Source organism: Hydrogenovibrio crunogenus (assembly GCF_004786015.1).
Classification (GTDB): Bacteria; Pseudomonadota; Gammaproteobacteria; order Thiomicrospirales; family Thiomicrospiraceae; genus Hydrogenovibrio; species Hydrogenovibrio crunogenus.
Map to the genome: position 1 here is coordinate 436,210 of NZ_CP032096.1, position 20,588 is coordinate 456,797.

Genomic DNA, 20,588 nt, shown 5'->3' on the forward strand with positions numbered 1-20,588 from the left:
TCACTCGATGTTCAAGCGAAATTACAGTAGTTGGGTTAAGTCGGTTGGCTCAATGTCCGGGTGTTTATGTCCGGCAAGTTGCAAGCGTTTTAAATAGTCTTGCCAATAAGCCGCTTGATGTTTGCCCAGTTTATAGAGCCATTCCCAGGTATAGATGCCTGAATCATGCCCGTCATCAAAATGCAGCTTGATGGCATAGTTGCCGACAGGGGTGATGGCCTCGATATTGACAGCACGTTTGCCCACTTGCAGCACTTCCTGCCCGGGCGCATGCCCGGTCACTTCGGCTGATTGTGAGTAAACACGCAGATACTCACACGGCAAATCAAACGTTTCGCCGGTATCAAACGTCACCACTAGCTGACGTGATGCTTGTTTGAGCTTGATATCAGTCGGTTGTGGAGTTGGTGCCATAAAGTCCTCGATGTTTTACAGGATGTATTGTGAGAGATCTTGATCTTGCGATAGCTCTCCCAAACGATCATTCACAAATGCTTCATCGATGATGACGGTTTCCTGACCGAAATCCGGTGCATTGAAAGACACTTCTTCCAGCAAATGCTCCATAACCGTATGTAGGCGTCGTGCACCGATGTTTTCGGTGGTCTCATTCACGTGGTAAGCAATTTCCGCCAAACGTTTGATGCCATCGCCGCTGAATTCGATTTTGACCCCTTCGGTTTTCAACAGCTCAATCGCTTGCGTGGTTAAAGCCGCTTTAGGTTCGGTCAAGATGCGGATAAAGTCTTCCACTTCCAACGATTTCAGCTCCACGCGAATCGGTAAACGCCCTTGTAATTCCGGAATCAAGTCCGATGGCTTCGCTAAATGGAAGGCACCGGATGCCACAAACAGAATGTGGTCGGTTTTGATCATGCCATATTTGGTCGAAACGGTCGACCCTTCAATCAAGGGTAACAAGTCCCGTTGAACGCCTTCACGAGAGACATCGCCGCCGCCCGACCCTTCTTGGCGTTTCGCGACCTTGTCGATTTCATCAATGAAGACGATCCCATTCTGCTCAACGTTTTCAATCGCTTTGGTTTTCAAGTCTTCCTGATCAATGATGCGTTGTGCTTCCTCTTCGGTGAGCAATTTCATCGCCTGCTTGATGGGTAATTTACGCTTGTTCTTTTTGCCTTGGTTTAACCCTTGGAACATGTCTTGAAGTTGGTTGGTCATTTCTTCCATACCCGGCGCGCCCATGATTTCTACATGAGCGGGAGCCGCATTCAAATCGATTTCGATTTCTTTGTCGTCTAATTCCCCTTCGCGCAGGCGCTTGCGGAATTTCTGGCGCGTTTCAGACATATGTTCATAGCTGTCTTCTTCCCGGCCACGAGCAGGCGGCAAAAGCACATCCAGGATTTTTTCTTCCGCTAGATCCTGAGCTTTGCTTTTGACGCCTTTCATCGCTTGTTCGCGTTGCATCTTAATGGCGTTTTCCACTAAGTCTTTAATGATTGAGTCCACTTCCCGGCCGACATAACCGACTTCGGTGTACTTGGTCGCTTCGACTTTAATGAAAGGAGCGTTCGCTAATTTAGCTAAACGGCGCGCAATTTCGGTTTTCCCAACCCCGGTCGGGCCAATCATCAGAATATTTTTCGGGGTAACTTCTTGACGAAGCTCTTCAGGCAGTTGCATTCTGCGCCAACGGTTACGTAAAGCAATGGCAACGGATTTTTTCGCTTCTGCCTGACCAACGATATAGCTATCCAATTCGTGAACAATTTCCTTGGGTGTCATCATTTTGAGCGGGTTTCCTTCAATTCTGAGTTTTCGATTTTCGTGTAATTCGTTTATTATAAAGGAATTACTGTAATGAATGATATAAGGCACAGCAAAACACCATGACAAACTTATTAAAATTTTCCAAAATGCAGGGTCTGGGCAATGACTTTATGGTGATTGACGCCACGCAAGAAACGATTACGCTCTCAACAGAAGAAATTCGTTTCTGGGCGAACCGCTATTTTGGCGTGGGGTTTGATCAGTTGCTCATGGTGGAAAATTCGGCACAGGTCGATGTGGATTTTCGTTATCGTATTTTCAATGCCGATGGTTCGGAGGTTCAACAGTGCGGCAACGGCGCGCGTTGTTTTGCCAAGTTTGTGTATGACCAAGGCTTAACCGATAAAACCGAGATACGAGTGGAAACGGCGTCAGGCATTATTGTGCTGTACATTACCGAACAAGGTTGGGTGCGCGTAAATATGGGCGCGCCGAACTTTTTACCGCAAGCCTTGCCATTTGATATGCCGTTGGAATCGGAACAATATGAATTGGATGTGGACGGAGAACGTTTTGAAATTGGTGCCGTGTCGATGGGGAACCCCCATGCGGTATTACGGGTGGCCGATTTAGGTGCCGCGCCTGTCGCCGAAGTGGGTGAAAAAATTGAATCGCACCGGTTGTTCCCGGAAAGAGTGAATGTGGGATTTGCTGAAACATCGGATCGTCAACATATCAAATTACGCGTTTATGAACGCGGTGCGGCAGAAACGTTAGCCTGCGGCACCGGAGCCTGTGCGGCCATGGTGGTGTTAAGAAACCTCGGAGAGGTGGACGATGTGGTGACGGTTTCGTTGCCTGGTGGTGATTTAGAGATTGAATGGAATGGTGATAAAAGTAGCCCGGTTTGGATGACTGGCCCCGCCGTCCATGTGTTTGATGGGGAAATTGCAAGAGGAGTACCTGCTTAGTGTCTAGCTTGATTAATGATATTCATGCCGAAGATGTGGCGAACTATTTGAACCGAAACCGTGAATTCTTTCATGTGTTTCCGAATTTGTTGAATGAGTTGAGTATTCCGCATCCGAAAAGTGGCCATGAGGTTTCTTTATTGGAACGTCAGGTGTTTCAGTTAAGAGAGCAGCGAGACAGCCTGCAAGTTGAAGTGGACACACTGAAAGACATTGCCGGTGAAAACGGTGCCTTGTTGCATAAGGTGTATGATCTATCGTATGCCTTACTGGCGGCAGAGTCAGAGCAGGACGCCGTCAACGTGGTTTATGATGTGATGCACGAAGTCTTTACTGTTGAAGAAGTGACTATTATTTCTTGGGATGTCCCGAAAACATCGGTTCATGGCGTAAATCAGCTAGGGATTTCCCAGGCCTGGTCAAAAAGCTTAAAAGAAACCTTACAGCCGGGTAAACCGGTTTGTGGCTTGTTGGAAGACAGTTGGCAGAAAGGGTTATTTCATACGGATCAAGCCATGCAGTCCGTTTGCGTGATTCCCTTGGGGCAGCAACGAGTGTGGGGTGCTTTGGCGCTGGGGGCGACCACGGATCGTTTTAGCCCAGAGTTAGGCACTTACTTTTTAAAAGTGATGGGGCAGATGATCACGGCGCGATTGCAACGCCTGTTTTAAAGCTTATAAAAAGACGATCATCTGGTTTCCGGATTGATTGAGCCTAAGCCGTTAAGCGGTGCGACCTTTTCGACGCGTGACCAGCATTGCAAAAGCCGCGCCCGTGATGAACATCAATAAAGAATAAGTCACCGCGGGAATCATCATGGTGCTGTTGCCGATTAAAGTGCCGGCCACCACCAATGCCAAGGTTCCATTCTGAATCCCGACTTCAAAACCGATGGAGGTGGATTGCGCTTCCGACAATTTAGCCCACTTCGCAAGATAGACCCCTAATATCAAGACCGCAATATTCAAGACCAAAGTCGCTAACCCCGCTTGCATAAAAAAGTTCATCATATTGTCGGCATTTTTCAATACAATCAAAGCAATGATGAAGAATAAAAAGACCACCGAGAACCACTTTAAAACGTGTTCGATTTTAGCGGCGATCTGAGACCAACGCGCCAACACCAGCATGCCAAGTGCGACTGGAATCACGGTAATCACTAACAGTTGTATGATGGTTTTGACAATCGGCAAACTGAACTCAGTGGCGTTGCCCATGAAATAAGTCATACTCAATGCTGTGATGATTGGAATGCTGAAAGGGGCAATGAGACTGACCACGGCGGTCAAACTGATTGAAAGTGATACATCGCCTTTCGATAAATAGGTGAACATGTTCGAAGTCGCGCCGCCGGGTGCCAAAGCGATGATCATTAACCCCACTGCAATTTCCGGTGGCAGTTTGAATGCCAAGGCAATGAAGAAAGCCACCAATGGCAATAGCAGCATTTGCCCAATCAGACCAATTCCCATTGCTTTGGGGGAGGCCAATACATTTTTGAAATCAGCAGGTCGAAGAGATAAGCCCATTCCAAACATAATCAAGAAAAGGGCCAAAGGTAGAATCACTTGGGTCAGTAAGTCAGCAGTCATTATTTTAAAATCTTAAAGTAGTTAAAAAGTGTTCGTATTTTACCGAATTTTTTAATCAAAGAACTGGGTAAAGCTCTCAACCGGCTCTCTTTCGGTTCGGTATTGATTGACGGGGTGGTTGTTGTCTTCATAACCAATGGCCATGCCGCCGACCAGAATTTTATCGTCAGGCACTTTCAGTGTTTGTCGAACGATGTCTGGGTATTCGCCTAATGCGCCTTGTGGACAGGTGGCGAGTCCTTGTTCAGAAGCGAGCAACATAATGTTTTGCAAAAACATGCCATAGTCCAGATAAGAGCCGGTTTCAAGCACATTATCCATCCAGAAAAAGAGAGCCACTGGCGCATCAAATGCTCGGTAATTGGCAGCCCATTGTTTTTTCTGTTTATCTTTATCTTCCCTGGCGATGTTCAGCGCGCCATAGAGCTGCTTCCCGGTCTCGACTCGGCGTTGTTTATAAGGCGGCACCCAAGTTTTCGGGTAGTATTGGTACTGCATCTCTCCGCGCTGACCAGCATTAAATTGTGCCAGCATTTTAGCTTCCAACATCTGCTTGGTCTGACCGGATACCACGGAAACCTGCCAAGGTTGCGTGTTGACACCGGAAGGTGCGCGGCGAGCTAACTCCAAAATTTGATAAATTTGTTTTTCATCGACGGCCTTGTCTAGAAAGGCACGGGCAGAATGTCGAGCTTTAATGGCTTCAGATACTGTTTGTGTCATAATTTTCTCGCATAAAGGGGCCCAATTTTATTTAAAATAAGGCCTTAACTCAGATCAGAGGTCATCATTTTGAGTGATTATCAACGCTTTATCAAGCAATTAAAGCTAGAAAACAAGTCCGAGCATACGATATCAAACTATCAGCGGGATTTGATGGGTTTACTGGTGTTTTATTTAGGGGAATTCCTTGAACGTCCATTAGACGAAAAAGCTCTTAAAAGTGACCAGGCCTGGGCGTTTTTAGATCAATTTGATGATTGGCAAGCGATTCAGCTGCCGGTGTTGCAAGCCTTTATTGCGTCTCGTATGCAACAGGGCATTGCCGCCCGTAGCATTGCTCGACAATTATCGGCTATTCGAGCCTTCTACGCTTTTTTGATTGAGCAAGGTAGAGCCTTACACAACCCGGCAAAAGGACTGAAAGCGCCTAAACAACCCAAAGCGCTGCCTAAAAGTTTGGATGTGGATTTGACACGACAGCTCTTGGAACAACCATTGAAAACCTGGCAGGACGTGCGTGACCAAGCCATTTTTGAAATTTTGTATTCCGGTGGTTTGCGAGTCTCCGAACTGGTGGAGTTGGACTTGTCTCCTGGATTGGATGGCTTGGCTTCAGGTTGGGTTCGGGTGCTCGGGAAAGGGCAGAAAGAACGAGATGCCCCTGTCGGACAACCGGCACAAAAGGCACTGCATCGTTGGCTTGAGATTCGATCTGACTATGCCAAGCCAGGAGAACAAGCCGTTTTCGTTAACCGATTTGGGAAGCGGCTAGGGGTCAGGAGTATTCAAACACAGCTGGATAAAAGAACCTTGCAAGCAGGGCTGCCCACCAAAATGTCGCCTCATAGATTGCGGCACGCCTGTGCAACGCATGTGTTAGAATCTAGCGGAGATTTAAGGGCGGTACAAGAGATGCTAGGCCATGCCAATCTGTCGACCACACAGATTTATACCAAGCTGGATCTGCAACATTTAGCCACGGTGTATGACAAAGCGCATCCCAGAGCAAAGAAAAAGCCTTAGAAAATCTGAGTACACAGCAATCAATTAGCAAATGGAAAGAGATAACTCATGAGCGAACAAACCTTTCACGGAACCACAATTTTATGCGCCAAACGAAATGGCGAAATGGTCATCGGCGGCGATGGTCAAGTCACGTTGGGACACGTTGTGATGAAAGGCAATGCCCGTAAAGTCCGCCGACTTTATAATGGTAAAATCCTTGCGGGCTTTGCCGGTGCAACTGCGGATGCCTTTACGTTGTTTGAACGTTTCGAAGGTAAGCTGCAAACGCACAATGGACAATTGATGCGTGCCGCAGTTGAAATGGCGAAAGACTGGCGTACCGATCGTGCTTTACGAAAGCTGGAAGCCATGATGCTGGTTGCTGATGCCGACAATATGTTATTGATTTCAGGGACGGGTGATGTCATTGAACCGGCACATGATTTTATTTCGATTGGTTCTGGTGGCAGCTATGCGCATTCAGCCGCGCAAGCCTTGATGGATAATACAGACTTATCGGCCAAAGACGTGGTGGAAAAAGCGTTGAATATTGCAGCTGATTTATGTATCTACACCAACCATAATTTAACCATTGAAAGCTTGAATAAAGAGGATTAAACGCATGGAAAATCAAGCAAGCTCTCCAGCGCCGGATAAGCATCCAGAACAACAAGGTTTGGCCGAAAAATACTTTGAGGGCGTTCTGTGGAACAGCCGTTTTGTGGTGTTGTTCGCCGTTGTTGCCAGTCTGATTATGGCGTTTGGCATTTTTTATTTGACGGCGATTGATGTGTACTACACCATGGCGCATCTGATGCATTATCACGAATTGGGCGATGCAGAAAGAGCTGCGTTGAAATCGCAGACCGTCGCCCATGTGGTCGGCTCGGTCGATGGGTTTCTGTTGGGCACCATTATGCTGATTTTCTCTTTAGGCTTATATGAATTGTTTATTTCTAAAATCGATGCGGCCACTGGCAATAAAAGTTCCAGCAAGATTTTGATTATCAACTCTTTGGATGACTTGAAAGACAAGCTGGCAAAAGTCATTCTATTGATTTTAATCGTGATGTTCTTCGAGCAGGCATTGTTCTTAAAACCAACCGCACCGCTTGAGTTACTGTATTACTCATTAGCGATTATGTTGGTAGCACTCGCATTGTATTTATCACACAAAGCGTATCAGCACTAAAGCACTTTTCTGATCTAAAACTGACCAGGCCTGGTCAGTTTTAAGGCACAAAAAAACCCCCGCTGGGAGGGTTTGGGTCGCATAGAAGCGTTGCCTGCGAAATAGATATTTCTTGGTATGAAAAGCTAAATCTTAGACCTTAGTCGGTTACACTATGTAGTAAATATACTAACAGGGTACGTGACTATGAGCAAGAAAATTTTAGGCCTGGACTTAGGAACGAATTCAGTTGGCTGGGCATTGTTTGAATCGGATGAAGATTTAGCACCCCAAAAGCTAATAGACTTGGGTGTTCGGATTTTTCAGCGCGCAGTTGAAGATAAAACCCCCACACCAAAAAATCAGGCGCGCCGCAACGCAAGAATGGCTCGCCGTATTTTGCAACGTCGCGCACGCCGCAAACAAAGAATGCAAAACTTTTTAATTTCCCAACAGTTACTGCCCTCAAGTCTGTCAGAAACAACACAACCTGAAATAATCTTAACCGGTACTCACGGTATTCCCGGTTTGGGTGACCCCTATGAGCTTAGAGCAAAAGCACTAGACTTTGAATTAAAACCCTATGAACTTGGAAGGGTGTTATTGCACCTTGTACAGCGACGTGGTTTTCAAAGTAATCGTAAAACTCTGTTAGGGGATATGGCCGATGATCCAGACGTAGTGAGTATCCTAACTGAAGAAAAAGAAGATTTATCTTCTGAAGAAACCGCATTTAAAAAGGATATCGTTCAGTTAAGAGAGGAAATAAAAAAATCCGGCGCAAGAACGCTGGGTGAATATCTCTATAAACTCCCCGCCGGACAGGTAAAACGAAATCGTTCAAGAGAAGGTGGTAATTTAAGAACGGATAGAAGCATGTATAAGGATGAGTTTTGGCAAATTGTCGATGCGCAAAAAGCATTTCATCCTGTACTAGAAGAAATTGATCTAGCCCTGTTTGAAATTATTTTTTTTCAGCGCCCCTTAAAGCTAAAAAAAGATCGTGTCGGTAAATGCTCGCTCGAACCAACTAAACACCGTGCAAAAAAAGCCTGGCAAACCTATCAACGGTTTAGATATTTACAAGATATAAATAGTTTAAAACTATTTAATAGTTATACCACGGAATGGCGACCATTAAACTCTGAAGATCGTGCCAAGCTAATTGAGCTTTTTGAAAAAGATAAAAAACCTACGCTGGCAAAAATAAAAAAAGCCTTAGGGTTAAGTAAAAATGATCAGCTTAACTTTGAAAGTGGAAATAAGAATTTTAAGGGCAATACGACGGCTATCGCAATTCGAGAAGCTTATTCTGGATGGGATGATTTAGCATTGAAACAACAGAACAAACTCGAAGAAGACTTGGTTTCATTTGTCAGTAAAAAAGCCCTAAAAAAACGTCTAGAAACCCATTGGGGGTTAGATACAGAAACCGCCATTAATCTTTGTGTAACAGAACTAGAACCAGAACATTCAGACTTATCCTTAAAAGCGATTAATAACCTTCTACCTTACCTTGAACAAGGTCAAATATATTCAGATGCAAGGGTAAGTGCCGGTTATGGTTATGAAATAGTCACGAATGAGCCGCAAGACAAGCTTAGTGCACCGCCTGAAATTCCCAACCCAATCGTGATGAAAGGGTTACATGAAGTAAAACGGGTTGTGAATGCAATTATTAAGCAATACGGTAAACCTGACGCGATACGGTTAGAAATGGCGCGTGATCTTGAAATGAATACAAAGCGATATAAAGCATTTGTAAGTCAGCAAAACAAAAATAAATCGGACAATCAAGAGGCGCAAGATCAATTTGAATCCATTGCGGCTGCAAACCGTCATTTAGGGTTGTCAAAGTATCCGTCACATACAGATAAGCTGAAATACCGTTTATGGAAAGAACAGCAAAAACTGTGTGCTTACAGCCATAAACCAATTAGTTTGACTGAGCTTTTTACAGGTGCGGTTGAAATTGATCATATCTTGCCTTATTCGCTCACGCTTGATGATTCCTATATGAATAAAGTAGTGTGTTTTGCGAGCGAAAATCAGTTTAAAGGTCAGCGTACACCAAAAGAAGCATTTGAAAGTAATAGCACTAAATGGGAGCAAATTGAGCAGGGCATTAGCCGTTGGTATGCTAAAGGCTTAATGACTAAGCGTGATGCCTTTTATAAAACCAGTGAAGACTTGGATAAAGACTTTATTGGTAGCCAGTTAACGGATACCCGCTACATTAGCCGAGAAGCCCTGCATTATTTGCAAACATTAGGCGTTGAAGTTACAACGATAAAAGGGCAAGTCACCTCTTGGTTGCGTCATATATGGGGCATGAACAGCCTGTTAGATGACGCTAAAAATGAAAAAGACCGTAGTGATCATCGGCACCATGCCATTGATGCGGCAGTGGTGGCGTGTGCAGACCGAAAACTTTACAACACCATTGTGCGCGTTGCTAAAGACTTAGAAAAACAACCGGGTACCTTGAATATAAAAGATATTCACATAGACCCAATGTTTGATCAGTTTCGTCAACAGGTTGGGAGTCGGTTGCAAGATATTATCATTGCGCATGCCCCTGTCAGAAAAATTACAGGCGCATTGCATGAAGATACAGGGTTAGGTTTTATTGAAGGTGTGGGAACTGTATATCGTAAAAACCTAGATGAAACCCTAACCGCTAAAAGTGCGGAAAATATTTTAGATCCGGTAGTAAAAGCATTAGTAAAAGCCCATCTAGAAAAGCATGGTAATAAGCCAAAGGTCGCCTTTTCTAAAAATAATCCGGTTTTCCACAAAGACGGCAAAACACCAATTAAGCGTGTACGTATTTTGCAGTCAAAAAACACGCTTAAAGATTTAGAGCATTCAAAGTTAGGCATCAAAAATCAAAATGGCGAGGTGTTTAAATGGATGACGCTAGGCAATACCCATCATGTTGAAATTTTTCGTCATAAAGAAACCGGAAAATATAAAGCCGAATTTATTACCGCTTTAGAGGCGACCCAAAGAGTGGTGCAAAATAAGCAACCCATGATTAAAGGGTATTTAGATGATCAATATGAGTTTTGTTTTGCTTTACATAAAAATGATTTGGTAAGAGCTAAAAATAGTGATAAATATGAAATATATCGAATACAGAAGTTTGAAGCATCAGGTGCTAAGTTAAGTTTGAGGGGGCACACCGCATCAACCCTTGATAAAAAAGAACAGGAAATTCGCAAAGCGATACCTACGTTAATGAGGGAGTATGAAATGCAAAAAATTCAAGTGAATGCCATTGGGGTTATGGCAAATGATCAAACGTACTCTTGAAATTAGTCACCCTAGTTATTTAAAAAGCCATCAGGGGCAATTGGTGATCGAGCAAAATCACCAAACTGTTGGGCAAGTGGCGTTTGAAGATTTGGGCGTTTTGATTCTGGCACATCCGCAAATCACGCTCACGCAATCTGTGCTGGCAGCCTGTGCACAAGTTAATTGCGCGATAATCCATTGTGACCATCGACACATGCCAAGCAGTTTAACTTTGCCATTAGCCGCTCACACGTTACATAGCAAAATTATTCAGCAGCAAATTCAAATAACACCGGTGCGACGTAAACAAATTTGGCAGCAAATTGTGCGAGAAAAAATCGTTCAACAAGCACAAACCCTGCAAAATTTAAATAAAGACAGTCAAGCATTAACGCGCATGGTCAGCTTAGTGCAGTCGGGCGATAAAACCAACCTTGAGGCGCAAGCAGCACAAAAATATTGGCCGTTATTGCTCGGTAAAGATTTTAGGCGCGACTCAGAGATGGAAGGCATAAACAGCCTGCTAAATTATGGTTACGCAGTTATCCGAGCGACCGTTGCCAGAGCACTTGTCGGTACGGGGTTTCATCCAGCAATCGGGTTAAACCATAGTAACCAATATAACGCTTACTGTTTGGCCGACGATGTGATGGAGCCATTTCGCCCCTGGATTGATCAACACGTTGTGGGTTTGGAGTCGGATCAAATAAATCAGCAAAACAAAGCAATTTTGCTCAGCCAATTAAATCAAACAGTGGTTTATCAACAAAAATCACAACCTTTTTTGGTTGCGCTGAGTTTGTTTGTGGCGCAATTAAAATCAGCCTATTCAGACAGCGAGGTGGTTTTAACGTTTCCACGGAGGGATTAGTGATGATATTTGGGGGGCAACATACCATGTGGATAATTGTCTTATTTGACTTACCAACCGACAGTGAAAAAGCGCGAAAAGATTACACGAATTTTAGAAAGCACCTATTAGAAAATGGCTTTACCATGATGCAATACAGTGTTTATATGCGTCATTGTGCCAGTGACGAAAATGCACAAATGCATGTTCAGCGTGTACGTGCGATTCTGCCACCTGACGGTGAAGTCAGAATTGTCAAAATAACCGATAAACAGTTTGGAAAAATTGAAGTCTTTTATGGAAAAAAACGCATTGAAACAGAAAAAGCCCCAGAACAACTTATGTTTTTCTGAGGCTGTAATAGTAAAATTAATTGTAATATCAATTGGTTATAATTGGGCTAGTGTAACCGACTAAGGTCTAAGCGCAAATCACAACTTGTATCTATTCCATCATATGGATGCTCAAGTGTAACCGACTAAGGTCTAAGCGCAAATCACAACGTTAAAAGAAGTAAGCAATCATGAATTAAGAGTGTAACCGACTAAGGTCTAAGCGCAAATCACAACGATACACCTGCTGGGTATATTCGTACTGATAGTGTAACCGACTAAGGTCTAAGCGCAAATCACAACTTCATCGAGCTTCATTCCAATCTGGATATAAGTGTAACCGACTAAGGTCTAAGCGCAAATCACAACCGGTAAGCTTTCGCTCCGACAAGCTTCTTAAAGTGTAACCGACTAAGGTCTAAGCGCAAATCACAACTACTAACTCAAAAGGGTTTACTGAGTTAATAGTGTAACCGACTAAGGTCTAAGCGCAAATCACAACTGAAGAGCTTCGGATTATGACTGACACGCCAGTGTAACCGACTAAGGTCTAAGCGCAAATCACAACTGGTTGATGGCAATATCAACATGGCGCCCGAGTGTAACCGACTAAGGTCTAAGCGCAAATCACAACGATGAACTGTTAAGCCCAACACCTGATCCGAGTGTAACCGACTAAGGTCTAAGCGCAAATCACAACTACTGCCTCCTTACGCCGGAACGTCGTCGTAGTGTAACCGACTAAGGTCTAAGCGCAAATCACAACCGTGGCCGCAGTCACTATTCAGCGCATTTTAGTGTAACCGACTAAGGTCTAAGCGCAAATCACAACTCGCTGGGTGCGTTGAACTGATGTTGTTTGAGTGTAACCGACTAAGGTCTAAGCGCAAATCACAACTATTAAAACCAAATCTAATTCATTTTTTTTAGTGTAACCGACTAAGGTCTAAGCGCAAATCACAACTAATTCATTACCCAGTGTTTTAAGAGATCTAGTGTAACCGACTAAGGTCTAAGCGCAAATCACAACCGCGAATCACTTGATGATGAACGAGGACAAAGTGTAACCGACTAAGGTCTAAGCGCAAATCACAACTATTCGTTCTTTATCAATTCGAGTTTTCTAGTGTAACCGACTAAGGTCTAAGCGCAAATCACAACTACGAAAGCGCATGCAATAAAGAAATCATTAGTGTAACCGACTAAGGTCTAAGCGCAAATCACAACTCCACTTGTGCATTAAGAGACGCAAATTGTAAGTGTAACCGACTAAGGTCTAAGCGCAAATCACAACTGAGGTCGAACAGCTAAAAACACTATCATAAGTGTAACCGACTAAGGTCTAAGCGCAAATCACAACAAGATACCGCAGTTTCATTAACCGCCGGAAAGTGTAACCGACTAAGGTCTAAGCGCAAATCACAACCTTTGATCGTATCAGCAATCTTATTGACTTAGTGTAACCGACTAAGGTCTAAGCGCAAATCATAACGGAACCGAACCGGGTAAGGATTGACGAATCAGAGCACACTTTCTCGATCCAAAACTGGCCAGGCCTGGTCAGTTTTGATTACTTATCTGTTTCTAAAACCGGCCTGACCAGTTCAAAATCGGCCGAGGCATAGGTGTACTCATTACCTCCGAGTTTGCCAACTGCGTTCAACTTTTCAGATTGAATCATCCCTTCCTGAATCAATGTATCGTCGACATAAATATGCAACACATCCAGCAAAATCAGTTTTCCTCCGCCGGGTTGGTCTGACAGGGCGATGACGTCTTTTAAACGACATTCGTAGCGAACTTTGGCTTGTGCCACCCCTCTAGCGGTGACGCTCTGGCTGTCACAGGCGGCAATTTTAAGTGCTTCGAACTCACTTGTTTTTTGAGCATAGTTGGCACAAGAGGCATTCATCATTTCGGCCAGGTCGGCACTGACAATATTGATGACACATTCATGTGTTTCTTTAAGGTTACGCAAGGTGTCTTTATCCGATTCCGGTTGCGCATTAATTTGTGTCACCGTCAGAACCGGTGGGGTGCAGCTGGCGACACTGAAAAACGAATAAGGCGCTAAGTTATCGATGCCTTGTGAACTTTGTGTGCTGATCCAAGCGATAGGGCGTGGAATAATGCCGCCAACCAGTAAGGGGTAGAGCTGAGAAATATTAAGATTCGGAGTGTGGTAATGCATATCGGCCTTTATTGCGATGTTTGAAGTGTTGTTTCTGGAAGCCAGTCCGAAGTCTTGCCTGTCCAATAATAAACGGTCAAGCCAATCCATTCTTTCCATGCGGGTTCAAGAGATTTAAGGTGGTCAAAAAAATCAAAATCAATTTTTCGTAGTTTGTCACTGTTACCCCGGTAATCCACCGGGTAAGGAATGACGTGAATGGCTTGTTTGTTGGCAATGCCAACCGCGCGTGGCATGTGAAAGGCCGAGGTTACCAGCATGTAAGTGCCTTGTCGGGCTGGGAGCAGTTTCTTAGTATATTTAAAATTTTCATACGTGTTGCGAGAAAGTGATTCAATAATTAAGCGTTTATTGGCAATGCCCAGCGTGGTTAAGAGCTGGCGCGCAAGACTGCCTTCTCCTTTTGTATTTTGGAGTTGCATTGAACCACTTCCGCCAGTAAAGATGACTGGAGCTTTTGGGTAATGGTTAGCGAGCTCTTTGGCACCAATGTAACGGTCTCCGCCAATTCCCAGTTCCGGGCGTCCCCAGCTCAGGCTGCGTTTAAGGTCTTCTCCGCCACCCAATACAATAATGCCATCTATGTCTTTGGGCAGTGTTTCTGGTGATTTAAACCGTTGTTCCAGCGGCTGGATTAACAGATCCCCTATTGGGAAAGCGAGCACAATGAACCCCGCTAAACTGGCTGGCAACAACAATGTTTTTGCGGTTTCGGTTCTATTAAAAAGCAAAAAAATCGATCCTAAAATCAGTAGGATTAAAATAATGTTACTGGGGCTCAAAAAAGCCCAAGCAATTTTCGACACTATAAAAAATAATGAATCCATATAGGAGAACCTAAGCTGCGTTGATTAAATCATTTTATGTGAGAAAGACCCCGTTTAGAAACGAAAGCAACGTTGTTGCGTATTAAGCCGGGTGTTTAAGTGTATTAAAACGTATTTAGAGTTTGTTATTAAGTTTTTTTATTATTGTTCTATCTTAGAGGATAAATTGACGAGATTCTATTTTTTTAGTAAAAATAACTAGTTGGTTTTTAACTGTTATTTAATGTTTTATTTAATTTGTGAATGCGATTCGCTTGAAAAATCTTTTTTTATCCATATGTTCTAAGTAACGAAATATTACTTATATGTTAGTGAGTTACCTAGCATAACTTTAAGGAGTTTTTTAACAATGATGGATAAGTTTACCTCTCAGTTCCAATCTGCTTTAGGCCAGGCGCAATCGATCGCACTTGGGCTAGGTAATCAATTTATTGAACCCTTGCATATTTTATCTGCATTACTGGCAGAGCAAACCTCTTTGCTACAACTGGCGAATGTGAATGTCGCACAGTTAAAGCAAAGTGTGGATGAGAAATTGCAGACCTTGCCGAAAGTTTCTGGCGCGGGTGGCGACGTGCAGCTTTCACAAAGTGGTGGGCGTGTATTGAATTTAATGGATCAGATCGCTCAGAAGAAAGGCGATGCATACATTGCCAGCGAGCTCTTTTATTTGGCGGCGCTACAATCAAATGATCCCGTTAAAGAGCTCTTAAAGAAAGCGGGAGCAACTGAACAAACAATTGAAGCAGCCATTGAACAGGTCAGAGGGGGCGAAAGCGTGCAAGATCAAAATGCAGAAGAAAACAGACAAGCGTTGGATAAATACACATTAGATTTAACGGAACGTGCTCGAAGCGGGAAGTTGGATCCGGTCATCGGACGAGATGATGAAATTCGTCGAGCGGTGCAAGTGTTACAGCGTCGAACCAAAAATAATCCGGTTTTAATCGGGGAACCTGGGGTTGGGAAAACTGCTATTGTTGAAGGGCTGGCGCAGCGTATCGTGAATGGTGAAGTGCCAGAGGGGTTGAAAAACAAACGCCTTTTATCATTGGATTTGGCCGGACTGTTGGCCGGAGCAAAATACCGTGGTGAATTTGAAGAGCGTTTGAAAGCCTTATTAAAAGATTTAGAAAAACAAGAAGGCTCGGTCATCTTGTTTATCGATGAAATTCACACCATGGTAGGGGCCGGAAAAACCGAAGGTTCGATGGATGCTGGAAATATGCTGAAGCCGGCTTTGGCGCGTGGGGAGCTCCACTGTATTGGTGCGACGACGTTGGATGAATATCGTGAAAACATTGAAAAAGACGCGGCTTTGGAACGTCGTTTCCAAAAAGTGATTGTGGATGAACCGTCTGAAGAAGACACGATTGCGATTTTACGTGGTTTGAAAGAGCGTTATGAAGTGCATCACGGGGTTGCGATTTCCGATCCTGCCATCATCGCTGCGGCGCATTTATCACAGCGTTATATTACGGATCGTCAGTTGCCGGATAAGGCGATTGATTTAATTGATGAGGCGGCTTCCCGTATTCGTATGGAGATTGATTCCAAGCCGGAAGAAATGGACCGTTTGGATCGCCGTTTGATTCAGTTGAAAATCGAGCGTGAAGCTCTGAAGAAAGAAAAGGACGAGGCGTCGAAAAAACGTTTGGATGTGCTGCAGGAATCGATTGATGAAATGGAAAAAGAGTACGCCGATTTAGAAGAGGTGTGGAAAAAAGATAAAGCCGCACTACAAGGCGCCAAACAATATAAGGAAGAACTGGATAAAGCCCGCATTGAAATGGAAGCCGCTCACCGTGAAGGGAACTTGGGCAAAATGTCCGAACTTCAGTATGGGGTGATTCCGGATTTAGAGGCCAAGATCAAAGCGGCGGAAGAAGCCGAAGGCGAAGAAGACGGTCAAATGCATTTGTTGCGTAACAAGGTTACGGAAGAAGAAATTGCTGAAGTAGTCGCTCGCTGGACTGGGATTCCTATTTCCAGAATGCTGGAAGGCGAGCGTGATAAATTGTTACGCATGGAAGAAGCGATTGGCGCGAAAGTGATCGGTCAAAGTGAAGCCGTTTCGGCGGTTTCCGATGCGATTCGCCGCTCGCGTGCCGGTTTGTCTGATCCGAATCGTCCGAATGGATCTTTCTTGTTCCTGGGGCCAACCGGGGTGGGGAAAACCGAGTTGACCAAAGCCTTGGCGGATTTCCTGTTCGACACGCAAGATGCCATTGTGCGCTTGGATATGTCTGAATTCATGGAAAAACACTCGGTGGCCCGTTTGATTGGTGCGCCTCCAGGGTATGTCGGTTATGAACAAGGTGGTTATTTGACTGAAGCCGTTCGCCGTAAACCTTATTCGGTGATTTTGTTGGATGAGGTGGAAAAAGCGCACCCGGATGTCTTCAATATCCTGCTACAAGTGTTGGATGACGGGCGATTAACGGATGGCCAAGGGCGTACGGTCGACTTTAAAAATACGGTGATCGTGATGACGTCGAACTTGGGGTCGCAAATCATTCAGGAAAAAACCGGTCAAGCCTCTTATGAGGAAATGAAGCGTGATGTAATGGATGTGGTCGGTAGTCATTTCCGTCCAGAATTCATTAACCGAATTGACGATATTGTGGTGTTCCACCCATTGGATAAAGCTCAGATTCGTTCGATTGCAGACATTCAGTTAAATCATTTACGTCAACGTCTGGCGGACAATGAATTGAGCTTAGAGGTGTCGGATGCCGTATTGGATAAAATCGCCGAAGCTGGGTTTGACCCGGTCTATGGCGCACGTCCTTTAAAACGCTCAGTGCAACAGATGGTGGAAAACCCACTGGCACAACGTTTGTTAAAAGGAGAGTTTGTTACTGGAGATACGGTTCATGTCGGCTTGACGGATGGAGAGATTGATTTCCACTAACGTCATTAATCTTTAATAGTCGTTATTGATTAACCGCTCTGTTGATTGCAACAGCGCGGTTTTTTTGTGTCTAATTTCAGCCAGGCCTGGCTGTTTTATAGGATGAAACTTTGGCTTGTAGGCTCTTTCGACCAGCTTTTCGGTGTGCCAGCAAAGCAAAGGGGATCAGTAGGCCAAGCCCCACATGTATGAGACTACTGAGTTGTGATAAATCCGGGTCGCCAAAGTAATAGATGCCTAAACTGCTGACAATGAGAAAGGCCCAGACGCTCGTAAAAACGACGCCGCTGAGACGATTTTCATGTCGTCGCCAATGAGAGCGCATATGGATGGTCCAGATGGCACCGATGAACCACACCATTAACCAGCCGGATATGGCATGCAATGAGGTGGTTAGGTGTCTTAAGTCTCCACTGGAAAAAGGGAAGTCCATTAGCCAAGCGATATTGGATTCCATGCGGAAAAATAAAAAGGCAGGCACCAATAGAACGCCACTGATGAGCAGTATCACCAGAATGGTGAAGACCAAAAGAAAAAAGAATTTAGGGTAACCGTTCATAAAGCAGTCCTGTTGGTTAAGGGGGAAGAAGAAAGGTATGTCACATTAAAGCGCTTTGCCGTTGCATGACGATCGGATTCGGGTTGTAAGGCCAAGACTTTCGTTAAGCCGTCTGCCAGCCAAGCATCTTCTGCTATGACGCTGATGACCCCTGGTTGTGGTTGTCGACCTGTGCTATCAATGATCTGACCGGGAAAACGTGGGGTGCTATGAAGGTGTATCTCTGAAGAGGCCAATGCCTGGTTGTTGAGGTGAGTAAGTGGTTGAATATTGGTTTCATTCTGGCGTTGGCTGATAGGGAGAGTCACGTCTCCAAAAACTTTGAGGTCTCCACCGGCATTCACCCAGCCCGCCACAATGTTATGTTGTTTCATAACGTTAATGGCTTGATCGACAGCATAACCTTTTGCAATTCCGTCCAGCGAGATTAAAACGGGTGCTGTGAGTCGAGCCTGATGAGTTTGTATCTCAATATCCGATGCTTTGCCGCTCGATTGAAAAGAGTGTGCAAAATGGTTTGGCAGGACTCCTTTATCGACCAGGTAGCCTCCCAGCGTGCAATTGAAAAGATGATTGGAATCCAAGCTCAGCTGTTTGGCTTTGCGCATAACTGAGAGTGTTTCATCTGGAAGATTAACCCATTTGTTAGGAGAATTATTCAGGGTTGAAAGAGCGCTGTTGGGGTTGTGAAAACTCATTTGGTCATGAATGGTTTCTATTTTATTAAATATATGGTTTAACACGCTTTCTTCTTGATGATTGATATATGCCCCCACCTCGACAAAGGTTCCGAGTAACGGTTTCATTCTTTTCACAAGTTTTGACGTCATGGTTTAAGTGCCACTTCATACAATGCGAGTAAGCGTTTAACCCCATTTGTGACATTTCGGCAAGAGAGTGTGGCTCCACTGATATTGGGAATGTCTTCCGCCAACTCTAAAGGGCTGTTTTTATTCGTGCCAACAAAATGATTTCGCCAATCAGTCTGACGGACTTCTCCACCATAGGTTTCACGATAATCCATAATTTCAATGCCTAATACCTCTCCTTTAGGGGAGATTGCTGTCGCATAGGTTATAAACTCGTGTTTTCCGATGACCTTGTCAATAATGACCCATCCGAGAAACGCCTTGTCAGGACTGAAAGCTTGCCAGGCTTTTTGTGTTTTCCAACGTTGGCGGACATCACAGATGGCTTCGATTTTGTCTCTCTGACTTTCGTTCAGTTTGATCAGAGTAGGGGTGAACGAGGCGTGTTGTCCAAATAAAGCGACTTGAACCTGTTCTTCATTTAAATATTGCACTGCATAGGCTATTGGACTTGAGCAGAGAACAGGAAGCCCGAGTATGGGGATAATCTGTTTCATTGACGAATTCCTTGAATGATTTAAGGCGTTATTAAAGCGCCATGAATATCTTAGAAGTTGTAGCCGAGTTTCAGCTTGGTTTCATATTTGGTCTTTTCAATCAAGTGCAGTCCACTTTCTTGACCGCTATAGCGTTCTCCTCCGCCTGAGACTTGAGGTAAATATGTTAGAGTCGCCCAAAAATGTTTATGACCATAGTGAATGGAAGGGCCTGCGAAGATAGACCATCTTTCCTGTCCCACTTCTGTTTCAAATTCAGTTTCATATAAGGCTTCCGCGCCGACCGACCAGTTTGATGCAAAGCGATAAGACAGCCCGGTTTTTGCGGCCAGTTCAATTTCCATTTCAGGTTGTGTTGGCCAAGTTTCTTCATTATTGATGCCGTCAATCTTAGCTCGCTTGGCATAAGTCGATTCAAGATTGGTGTTACCCAACCAAACCAGTTGTCCATCCATGAAGTATTTTTGAAGTTGCAGACCTAAATCGACGGATAGGGTGTCTTTCTTTTGTCCGGAATGTTTGTCTACGGTGTCGAAATCCAAGCCAACGGTTGTTGATAGTCCAATGTCATTGAGAGCAGGCGTTAAAAACGCATACTTTAGTTCGGTTTCAATTCCAGAAAATGTAAAACCGGTGTTTTTTTCCTGCGGTAGATAGCCACCAATAATTAATCCTTTTGTTTCAATTTGATGACCGGTGATGGCGATTGCGCCGGAAAAACGATGGGTGAATCCGTGTTCAATTTCTGTTTTGCTGTCGAGCGCTTGGTAGGTTCCTTGGCCTTTATCGTGACGCTGTGTAAAAATTTGATAAAACTCTGAAGCGCCTTTAGGTAAGGGTTCCGCCCCTTTTGTGTAGCCAAGAAGCTGTTCGCCGGAATGGGCTGTCATGCTCCAAAGTAGCATGCTGAGTAGGGCTGCTGAAAGATGCCATTGTTTTTTCATATTGGTTATCCATGTAGTTAATGATTATGAGAATCGTTATTAATAACTTCAGGTGTGAATGTTAAAGAAAAGATTTTTTAATATCAATGTAAATAAAAATAATTATTATTTG

At 44.3% G+C, this 20,588-nt stretch carries 19 protein-coding genes and 1 CRISPR repeat array; of the genes, 9 read left to right on the forward strand and 10 right to left on the reverse strand.

Going from position 1 to position 20,588, the window contains the following annotated elements; genetic code table 11:
* Positions 1 to 21: 21 nt before the first annotated feature.
* Both GHNINEIG_RS02025 and hslU read right to left on the reverse strand, forming a co-directional pair.
* Positions 22 to 414, reverse strand: a complete 393-nt coding sequence (locus tag GHNINEIG_RS02025; protein ID WP_135795095.1) for a gamma-butyrobetaine hydroxylase-like domain-containing protein — start codon at positions 412 to 414, stop codon at positions 22 to 24.
* Positions 415 to 429: 15 nt separating this feature from the next.
* Entirely contained in the window at positions 430 to 1,752 is a 1,323-nt protein-coding gene (gene hslU, locus GHNINEIG_RS02030) for an ATP-dependent protease ATPase subunit HslU (RefSeq protein ID WP_135795096.1), read from the reverse strand.
* A 101-nt stretch (positions 1,753 to 1,853) separates the two neighbouring features.
* On the opposite strand from hslU, the gene dapF reads away from it, so the two are divergent.
* Both dapF and GHNINEIG_RS02040 read left to right on the forward strand, forming a co-directional pair.
* On the forward strand, positions 1,854 to 2,705 hold the full coding sequence (dapF, locus tag GHNINEIG_RS02035) for a diaminopimelate epimerase (protein WP_135795097.1): 852 nt from the start codon (positions 1,854 to 1,856) through the stop codon (positions 2,703 to 2,705).
* Complete coding sequence (locus tag GHNINEIG_RS02040) at positions 2,705 to 3,376, forward strand: DUF484 family protein (protein WP_135795098.1); 672 nt, start codon at positions 2,705 to 2,707, stop codon at positions 3,374 to 3,376. Before dapF ends, GHNINEIG_RS02040 begins: the two co-directional genes overlap by 1 nt.
* Before the next feature lie 51 nt (positions 3,377 to 3,427).
* On the opposite strand, the gene GHNINEIG_RS02045 is transcribed toward GHNINEIG_RS02040, so the two are convergent.
* Both GHNINEIG_RS02045 and GHNINEIG_RS02050 read right to left on the reverse strand, forming a co-directional pair.
* Positions 3,428 to 4,297: a bile acid:sodium symporter family protein gene (locus GHNINEIG_RS02045; RefSeq protein WP_135795099.1), complete on the reverse strand. Its 870-nt coding sequence runs from the start codon at positions 4,295 to 4,297 to the stop codon at positions 3,428 to 3,430.
* A gap of 51 nt (positions 4,298 to 4,348) precedes the next feature.
* The gene (locus tag GHNINEIG_RS02050; protein WP_135795100.1) at positions 4,349 to 5,020 is read right to left on the reverse strand and encodes a nitroreductase; all 672 of its coding nucleotides are present in this window, start codon (positions 5,018 to 5,020) and stop codon (positions 4,349 to 4,351) included.
* 69 nt (positions 5,021 to 5,089) lie between these two features.
* On the opposite strand from GHNINEIG_RS02050, the gene GHNINEIG_RS02055 reads away from it, so the two are divergent.
* The 6 genes from GHNINEIG_RS02055 (at position 5,090) to cas2 (ending at position 11,696) form a co-directional block, all read left to right on the forward strand.
* Complete coding sequence (locus GHNINEIG_RS02055; protein WP_135795101.1) at positions 5,090 to 6,043, forward strand: tyrosine recombinase XerC; 954 nt, start codon at positions 5,090 to 5,092, stop codon at positions 6,041 to 6,043.
* A 48-nt stretch (positions 6,044 to 6,091) separates the two neighbouring features.
* On the forward strand, positions 6,092 to 6,643 hold the full coding sequence (hslV, locus tag GHNINEIG_RS02060; protein WP_135795102.1) for an ATP-dependent protease subunit HslV: 552 nt from the start codon (positions 6,092 to 6,094) through the stop codon (positions 6,641 to 6,643).
* 4 nt (positions 6,644 to 6,647) lie between these two features.
* Positions 6,648 to 7,217 carry a YqhA family protein gene (locus GHNINEIG_RS02065; protein ID WP_135795103.1) on the forward strand — a complete coding sequence of 190 codons (570 nt, stop codon included), beginning with the start codon at positions 6,648 to 6,650 and terminating at the stop codon, positions 7,215 to 7,217.
* Between the two features lie 186 nt (positions 7,218 to 7,403).
* The gene (gene cas9 / locus GHNINEIG_RS02070; protein ID WP_135795104.1) at positions 7,404 to 10,511 is read left to right on the forward strand and encodes a type II CRISPR RNA-guided endonuclease Cas9; all 3,108 of its coding nucleotides are present in this window, start codon (positions 7,404 to 7,406) and stop codon (positions 10,509 to 10,511) included.
* Positions 10,492 to 11,364, forward strand: coding sequence for a type II CRISPR-associated endonuclease Cas1 (gene cas1 / locus GHNINEIG_RS02075; RefSeq protein ID WP_189636910.1), 873 nt, complete (start codon positions 10,492 to 10,494; stop codon positions 11,362 to 11,364). The genes cas9 and cas1 overlap by 20 nt, the downstream gene beginning before the upstream one ends.
* Positions 11,365 to 11,366: 2 nt before the next feature.
* A complete protein-coding gene (gene cas2 / locus GHNINEIG_RS02080; RefSeq protein WP_135796805.1) occupies positions 11,367 to 11,696 on the forward strand; it encodes a CRISPR-associated endonuclease Cas2 in 330 nt (109 codons plus the stop codon).
* 49 nt (positions 11,697 to 11,745) lie between these two features.
* A CRISPR array of direct repeats spans positions 11,746 to 13,167; the repeat unit is 36 nt; unit sequence AGTGTAACCGACTAAGGTCTAAGCGCAAATCACAAC.
* A 78-nt stretch (positions 13,168 to 13,245) separates the two neighbouring features.
* On the opposite strand, the gene GHNINEIG_RS02085 is transcribed toward cas2, so the two are convergent.
* Positions 13,246 to 13,956, reverse strand: coding sequence for a flavin reductase family protein (locus GHNINEIG_RS02085; RefSeq protein WP_223260913.1), 711 nt, complete (start codon positions 13,954 to 13,956; stop codon positions 13,246 to 13,248).
* Complete coding sequence (locus GHNINEIG_RS02090) at positions 13,875 to 14,597, reverse strand: YdcF family protein (protein ID WP_317616029.1); 723 nt, start codon at positions 14,595 to 14,597, stop codon at positions 13,875 to 13,877. Before GHNINEIG_RS02090 ends, GHNINEIG_RS02085 begins: the two co-directional genes overlap by 82 nt.
* A gap of 445 nt (positions 14,598 to 15,042) precedes the next feature.
* Here GHNINEIG_RS02090 and clpB point away from each other — a divergent pair, with 445 nt between their 5' ends.
* On the forward strand, positions 15,043 to 17,607 hold the full coding sequence (gene clpB, locus GHNINEIG_RS02095) for an ATP-dependent chaperone ClpB (RefSeq protein ID WP_135795107.1): 2,565 nt from the start codon (positions 15,043 to 15,045) through the stop codon (positions 17,605 to 17,607).
* A gap of 76 nt (positions 17,608 to 17,683) precedes the next feature.
* On the opposite strand, the gene GHNINEIG_RS02100 is transcribed toward clpB, so the two are convergent.
* Genes GHNINEIG_RS02100 through GHNINEIG_RS02115 form a run of 4 tightly spaced genes read right to left on the reverse strand, consistent with a single transcriptional unit; the run spans position 17,684 to position 20,476 of the window.
* A complete protein-coding gene (locus GHNINEIG_RS02100; protein ID WP_135795108.1) occupies positions 17,684 to 18,166 on the reverse strand; it encodes a hypothetical protein in 483 nt (160 codons plus the stop codon).
* Complete coding sequence (locus tag GHNINEIG_RS02105; protein ID WP_135795109.1) at positions 18,163 to 18,996, reverse strand: FAD:protein FMN transferase; 834 nt, start codon at positions 18,994 to 18,996, stop codon at positions 18,163 to 18,165. The genes GHNINEIG_RS02100 and GHNINEIG_RS02105 overlap by 4 nt, the downstream gene beginning before the upstream one ends.
* Positions 18,993 to 19,532, reverse strand: coding sequence for an FMN-binding protein (locus GHNINEIG_RS02110; protein WP_135795110.1), 540 nt, complete (start codon positions 19,530 to 19,532; stop codon positions 18,993 to 18,995). The genes GHNINEIG_RS02105 and GHNINEIG_RS02110 overlap by 4 nt, the downstream gene beginning before the upstream one ends.
* Positions 19,533 to 19,582: 50 nt before the next feature.
* Positions 19,583 to 20,476, reverse strand: coding sequence for a DUF6662 family protein (locus GHNINEIG_RS02115; protein ID WP_135795111.1), 894 nt, complete (start codon positions 20,474 to 20,476; stop codon positions 19,583 to 19,585).
* Between the last annotated feature and the right edge of the window lie 112 nt (positions 20,477 to 20,588).